The 6,340-nt window shown below is 69.5% G+C and carries 5 protein-coding genes; 4 read left to right on the forward strand and 1 reads right to left on the reverse strand.

Going from position 1 to position 6,340, the window contains the following annotated elements; genetic code table 11:
* Window positions 1-53 precede the first annotated feature (53 nt).
* Window positions 54-1,241, reverse strand: a complete 1,188-nt coding sequence (locus ABZU75_RS44650) for an amidohydrolase family protein (protein ID WP_355569025.1) — start codon at window positions 1,239-1,241, stop codon at window positions 54-56.
* A 183-nt stretch (window positions 1,242-1,424) separates the two neighbouring features.
* Here ABZU75_RS44650 and ABZU75_RS44655 point away from each other — a divergent pair, with 183 nt between their 5' ends.
* The 4 genes from ABZU75_RS44655 to ABZU75_RS44670 form a co-directional block, all read left to right on the forward strand.
* Window positions 1,425-2,291 (forward strand): amidohydrolase family protein, encoded by an 867-nt coding sequence (locus ABZU75_RS44655; RefSeq protein WP_350927141.1) that lies wholly within the window; start codon window positions 1,425-1,427, stop codon window positions 2,289-2,291.
* A gap of 7 nt (window positions 2,292-2,298) precedes the next feature.
* The gene (locus ABZU75_RS44660; RefSeq protein WP_355569029.1) at window positions 2,299-4,482 is read left to right on the forward strand and encodes an acyl-CoA dehydrogenase; all 2,184 of its coding nucleotides are present in this window, start codon (window positions 2,299-2,301) and stop codon (window positions 4,480-4,482) included.
* Window positions 4,479-5,009 carry a DoxX family protein gene (locus ABZU75_RS44665; RefSeq protein WP_355569032.1) on the forward strand — a complete coding sequence of 177 codons (531 nt, stop codon included), beginning with the start codon at window positions 4,479-4,481 and terminating at the stop codon, window positions 5,007-5,009. Before ABZU75_RS44660 ends, ABZU75_RS44665 begins: the two co-directional genes overlap by 4 nt.
* A 47-nt stretch (window positions 5,010-5,056) precedes the next feature.
* Window positions 5,057-6,340: amidohydrolase family protein (locus tag ABZU75_RS44670; RefSeq protein WP_355569035.1), on the forward strand; the 1,284-nt coding region annotated here is incomplete at its 3' end.

A 6,340-nucleotide genomic window follows, 5' to 3' on the forward strand; every position in this document is an offset into this window, starting at 1 on the left:
GCCCGGACGGCATGCCGTCCGGGCCCGCGGACCACGGTCCGGCTCGGTCCGGGTCAGGCCGGCAGCCGCGTGGCGAGTTCGAGACCGTTGTCCCGCATCACTCGCCTGCTCTGCTCGGCCGTGTACTGGAAGTTCTCCAGGTCCTTGATGTAGGAGCCGGGGTCGGCCAGGCCCTCGACGTGCGGATAGTCCGATCCCATCAAGATCTTGTCGACGCCGATGAGGTCGCGCAGCGCGCCCAGTTCGTCCTCGTAGAAGGGGGCCACCCAGATGTGCCGCCTGAACGTCTCGCGCGGGTCCTCGGGATACAGGTACGGGGTCTGGCCGAAGGACTTCTTGAGCTTGTCGAACAGGTGGAAGACCCAGTCGGAGCCCACTTCGATCGAGGCGATCCGCAGCCGGGGGAAGCGCTCGAACAGCCGGTTGGCGAGCATGCTTGCGATGGTGTCCTGAAGGGAGTTCGCCGAGACCAGGCCGCGGAAGGGGCTGGCGCGGAACGCCTCGGTGAACTCGCTCTCGCCCCAGTCGGCCAGGTACTTGCTGTAGTAGGAGTCGCCGCCGTGGTAGAGCACGGTGATGCCGGCCTCGTTCGCCCGCGCCCAGAAGCCGTCGAACATCGGGTCGGCGGGTGACCTGCCGCCGCCGGGGGTCATGACGGGCCCGCCCACCATGACGACGAAGCGGGCGTCCCGCTCAAGCGCCCACTCCAGCTCCCTGACCGCGTTGTCGGGGTCGACCAGCGTGATGTACGGCGCGGCGAAGATGCGCTCCCGGTAGGCGAATCCCCAGTCCTCGGCGAGCCAGCGGTTGAAGGCGCGGAAGGCCGCGGTGAGCGCGGGCACGTCGTGCAGGAGCGCCTGCTCCATGCCGACACCGAGGGTCGGCAGGAAGATCGCACCCTGCATGCCCTGCTCGTCCATGAGCGCGAGGCGCGCGTCACGGTCGCGGTACTCGGGCCGGATGGGCTCCAGCTCGCCGAAGAGTTCGAGGGTCCCCGCCGACTTGGGGTTGCGGCCGCGGAAGTACTCGTCCATGGCACCCGGCTTGGCCACCGGGTCGAAGGTCGGGTTGGGGATGAACTTGTTCACCCGGCCCCCGACCAGGAGCCGGGTCCTGCCGTTGATCGTGGCCCACTGCATCGTTCGCTTGGCGAACCGGGGTTCCAGATGGCGGGTGAAGGCGTCGAGCGCCTCGTAGTAGTGGTTGTCGCAGTCGAAGTACCTGAAGGGCAGGTCAGCCACGGGTTCGTACCTCCCGGTTGTCACGCGCGGCCTTCTTGGGCCGCCGCATGCAATGTAGAACGGGATTTCAGTTGTGGCAAGCATCGAGCTCACCTGCTGTTAGCAGGTGAAGTGGTGCTCACCTCTTGACGAAACTGAAATCCTGTTTCAGAGTACCGAGCCAGGACTGAAAAGGAGCTCACGATGGCCATGCCGTCCGGAGTGCCCGTCATCGACACGATGATCGGATTCCCGCAGAAGGACTTCTCGCAGTACGACTTCATCCGCAGGCAGACCAGGGACCGAGGGTCGCTGGAGGAGATGCAGTTCCCCGCGGAGTACATGTTCAAGCAGGTCCCCAAGGACCTCCCCGCGGACGACCCGATCGGCCTCACCCTGCGGGAGATGGACCGCTTCGGCATCGTCCAGGGCATGATCGGGGTGTCGGACGAGGTGTCGCGGGCGGCCTTGAAGCGCTACCCCGACCGTTTCATCCCCTCGGGCAACGTCGACGACCCCAACGACGTGATGGGCAGCGTGGCCGCCATCAGGCGAGACTACGAGGAGTACGGGATCCGCGCCGTGGGGTCGTTCCCCGCGGGGACGTTCCCGCAGGTCGCGATCGACGATCCGAAGATGTACCCGGTCTACGCGACCTGCGTGGAACTCGACATCCCCATCTTCGTGTGCGCCGGTATCCCCGGGCCGAGGCTGAAGTTCGCCCCGCAGGAGGTGTCGCGGATCGACACCGTCATGTACGACTTCCCCGACCTGGTCATGGTGACCCGCCACGGCTGTGAGCCCTGGGAGCAGCTCGCGGTGAAGCTGATGCTCAAGTGGCCGAACCTGTACTACTCCACCTCCGCCTTCGCTCCCAAGCACTACCCCGAGGCCATCATCAGGTACGCCAACACCCGGGGCGCCGACAAGATCCTCTACGCCGGCTACTTCCCCATGGGGCTCTCCCTGGAGCGGATCTTCACCGACATGCCGGGCGTGCCCTTCAAGGACGAGGTGTGGCCGAAGTTCCTCTCCGGCAACACCCGGCGCATCCTCAAGCTGGACAGGTGACGAGACGATGTCGATCGCACTGACCGAGGACCAGCAGGCGCTCGCCGAGTCCATCGCCGGGTTCACCTCCCGCCACGTGAGCTCCGAGTCGACCCGGGCCGAGTTCGAGGACCTGGCCGCCGGGGTGTGGCCGTCGGTCTGGAGCCATCTGGTGGAGCAGGGCATCCTCGCCATGCACCTGCCCGCCGAGTACGGCGGCGACGACGCCGGGCTCGTCGAGCTCGCCGTCGTGCTGGAGGAGACCGGGCGGGGGCTGATGCCGGGCCCGCTGCTCCCCACCCTGCTGACCAGCCTGGTCGTCGCGCGGCACGGTGGCGGCGACCTGTGCGCCCGGGCGCTGCCGCGCTTCGCGGGCGGCTCCACCGGCGCGTGCGCCACCACGCCGAAGGGCCTTGCCGCGGTGCGCAGGCGGGACGGCTGGCAGGTGACCGGCACGACCGAGCCCGTCCTCGGCGCGCTCAGCGCCGAGCACCTGGTGCTCGGTGCCGAGGCTCCCGAGGGCACCGTCTGGTTCCTGCTGGAGCCGGCGGAGCGGGACGCGGTCAAGGTCTCCCGGCAGCCGGGAGTGGACCTCTCCCGTGACATCGGTTCCGTCACGGCCGAGGGCCTGCTCGTGCCCTTCGACCGGGTGCTCTCCGTCGACAGCACCGAACTGCGCTCGCTCGCGGCCGTGCTGTTCTCCGCGGAGGCCGCGGGCATCGCGCGCTGGTGCCAGGAGAACGGGCTCGGCTACGTCCAGGTGCGCGAGCAGTTCGGCCGGCCGGTCGGTTCCTTCCAGGCCATCAAGCACAAGTGCGCGAGGATGTTCATCCAGAGCCGGCTCATGTCGGCGGCGGCCTGGGACGCGGCCTCGGCCGTCGACCAGGACCGGGAGCAGTTCGCGTTCGCCGCCGCCTCGGCCGCGGTCACCTGCCTCGGCGGTATCGCGGAGCTGGGCCTGGAGACGGTCACCCTGTTCGGGGGCATCGGCTACACCTGGGAGCACGACGCCCATCTGTACTGGCGCCGCGCGATGAGCCTGGCGACCCTGCTGGGTCCCGCGCACGAGTGGGAGGAGAGCACCGGGCGGCTCGCCCGCGTCACCGAGCGGACCAGGGCCGTCGACCTCACCGACGAGCCGGCGGGACTGCGCGCCCGGGTCGCGGAGACGCTCGGCGAGATCGTCTCGGCCCCGCAGGCCGAGCGGCGTCGCCTGCTGGCCGAGGCCGGCCTGGTCTCCCCGCACTACCCCAGGCCGTACGGGCTGGCGGCGGACCCGATCGCGCAGGTCGTGATCTCCCAGGAGTACGAGCGCGCCGGCCTGACCCAGCCGTCGACGGTCATCGGTGAGTGGGCCCTGCCCACCGTCATCGCGCACGGGACCGAGCGGCAGCGCGAACGCTTCGTCATGCCCACGCTCCTCGGCGACATCGTCTGGTGTCAGCTGTTCAGCGAGCCGGGGGCCGGCTCCGACCTCGCCTCGCTGAAGACCCGGGCGGAGAAGGCCGACGGGGGATGGGTGCTCAACGGCCAGAAGGTCTGGACGTCGAGCGCGCACGAGGCCGACTGGGGCATCTGCCTGGCCAGGAGCGACGTCGAGGCCCCCAAGCACAAGGGCCTGAGCTACTTCCTGGTGGACATGCGCTCCGCCGGGGTGGAGGTCCGGCCGCTGCGCGAGGCCAACGGCGGCTACCTCTTCAACGAGGTCTTCTTCGACGACGTCTTCGTCCCCGACGAGTGCCTGGTCGGCAGGCCCGGCGAGGGATGGCGGCTGGCCCGCACCACGCTGGGCAACGAGCGGGTGAGCATGGGGAGCGGCATGTCCGGGCCCCGGGAGAATCCCGCCCGCACCGCCGAGGCGCTGGGCGTCGACGGGCCGGCGGTGGTCCGTGACATCGGGGTGCTGACCGCGAAGGTCAACTCCTTCGAGGCGCTCGGCCAGCGCGCGTTCGTGCGGCAGCTCTCCGGCCTGCAACCGGGCGCCGAGTCGAGCGTGCTGAAGGTCGTGTCGGCCTGGAACGCCGCCGAGATCCGCGGCAAGGAGCTGAGCTGGCTGGGTTCGAGGGCCGGAGTCCTCACCGGCGAGGCCGGCGACGCCGCCCAGGCGCTGCTCTCGGTGCCGCCGTTGCTGATCGGCGGGGGAACCAGTGAGATCCAGCTGAACGTGATCGCGGAGCAGGTGCTGCGCCTGCCACGCGAACAGGTTCGATGAGCACCTCCGGTGACGGCGCCTCCGACCTGGTGCTGCTCTGCTTCAGGCTCACGCTGGCCGTCGTCTTCGTCATGCACGCCTGGAACCACGTCTTCGGCGGTGGCCGGATCGAGGGGACCGCGCGCTGGTTCGAGTCACTGGGCATGCGGCCGGGCCGGCTGCACGCCTGGACAGCGAGCCTGACGGAGTTCGGGGCGGGCGTCCTGATCGGGCTCGGCCTGCTCACCCCCCTCGCCTCGGCCGCGGCGATCGCGGTGATGGGGGTGGCGCTCGTCACGACACACCTGAGGAACGGGTTCTTCGTCTTCCGGCCCGGCGAGGGCTACGAGTACGTGCTGGTACTCGCGGTCTGTGCCGCGACCCTCGCGGGGGCGGGCCCCGGCCGCTGGTCGCTGGACGAGCTGGCGGAGCCGTCCATCGGCGGCTGGGGTCGCCTGGCGGTCGCGGTCGGTCTCGGCGTCTGCGGAGCGGCGGCACAGCTCGTCGTCTTCTGGCGTCCCGGTACGGCGGCCGGCCCCGGAGCCTGAGCCGCGCACCGGTTCACAGTGATCAAATCAGAGTTCAGGGAGACACGATGGCAGAGCAGGAATCGCGCTATACCGTCATATCGTCGGACACCCATGCCGGGGGAAGTCACGCGATGTACCGGGAGTTCCTGGAGCAGAAGTACCACGACGACTTCGACGCCTGGCGGGGCCGCTACAAGAACCCGTTCAGCGATCTCGGTGACACGCGCCGGTACCGCAACTGGGACGACGAGATGCGCAACTCACAGCAGGACGCGGACGGCGTCGTCGGGGAGGTCATCTTCCCCAACACGGTGCCCCCGTTCTTTCCCAGCTTCGTGCTGTTCGCCCGGCCGCCCAAGCCGGACGAGTACCAGCACCGCCTCGCCGGAATCCGTGCCCACAACCGCTGGCTGGAGGCGTTCTGCCGGCGGGCGCCGGAACGGCGGGCGGGCATCGGCCAGATCTTCCTCAACGACATCGACGACGCCATCGCCGACGTCCGCTGGATCAACGAGCACGGGTTGCGCGGAGGCGTGCTGCTGCCCACGATCCCGCCGGACGTCGACTGGATCAAGCCGCTGAACCATCCCGACTACGACCGGCTGTGGGCGGTGTGCGAGGAACTCGAGGTTCCGGTGAACGTGCACGGCGGCACCGGCTCGCCGGCGTACGCGCCGCTGCCGTCGTCCGCCCTCATCATGCTCTCCGAGATCACCCACTACTCGCGGCGGCCCCTGCTGTTCATGCTGCTCTCCGGCGTCTTCGAGCGCCTCCCGAGGCTCAAGGTCGTGCTGACCGAGCAGGGCTGCTCGTGGCTGCCGCCCCTGCTGGAGCAGCTGGACACCACCCTGGCGGCGATTCGCGACAGCGGCGCGGTCGGTGAGCTGAGGTTCAAGCCGGAGCACATCCTGCCGAGATCGGCCACCGAGTACTTCCGGCAGAACGTCTGGCTGGGCGTGAGCTTCCCCCAGCGTGCCGACGCCGCCGCGGCCCGCACCCTCGGCATCGACAAGTTCATGTGGGGCAGCGACTACCCCCACGACGAGGGCACCTACCCGTACACGACCATGTCCCTGCGCCAGCTCTTCCACGACTGGCCGGAGGCGGACCTGCGGAAGATCCTCGCGGAGAACGCGGCCGACGTCTACGGCTTCGATCTGGACGCTCTCGCGGGGCCGGCGTCGCGCCTCGGTCCCGGGGTCTCCGAGGTCGCCCAGCCGCTCACCGAGTTGCCCGACAACCCCAACGAGGCCCTGGTAGCCCGTTCAGCCCTCCCGTACGGGACCTGCCAGCCTCAGCGTCCAGCGGCGCGAGGGGTGGGCGTCGCAGTCGTACTGCAACGCCGTCAC

This window comes from Streptosporangium sp. NPDC005286 (assembly GCF_040607515.1).
In the GTDB taxonomy this organism is placed as follows: Bacteria; Actinomycetota; Actinomycetes; order Streptosporangiales; family Streptosporangiaceae; genus Streptosporangium.

Coding starts and splice junctions, on each gene's coding strand:
- ABZU75_RS44660 (WP_355569029.1), top strand. CDS start 2,299: ATGTCGATCGCACTGACCGAGGACCAGCAGGCGCTCGCCGAGTCCATC.
- ABZU75_RS44665 (WP_355569032.1), top strand. CDS start 4,479: ATGAGCACCTCCGGTGACGGCGCCTCCGACCTGGTGCTGCTCTGCTTC.
- ABZU75_RS44655 (WP_350927141.1), top strand. CDS start 1,425: ATGGCCATGCCGTCCGGAGTGCCCGTCATCGACACGATGATCGGATTC.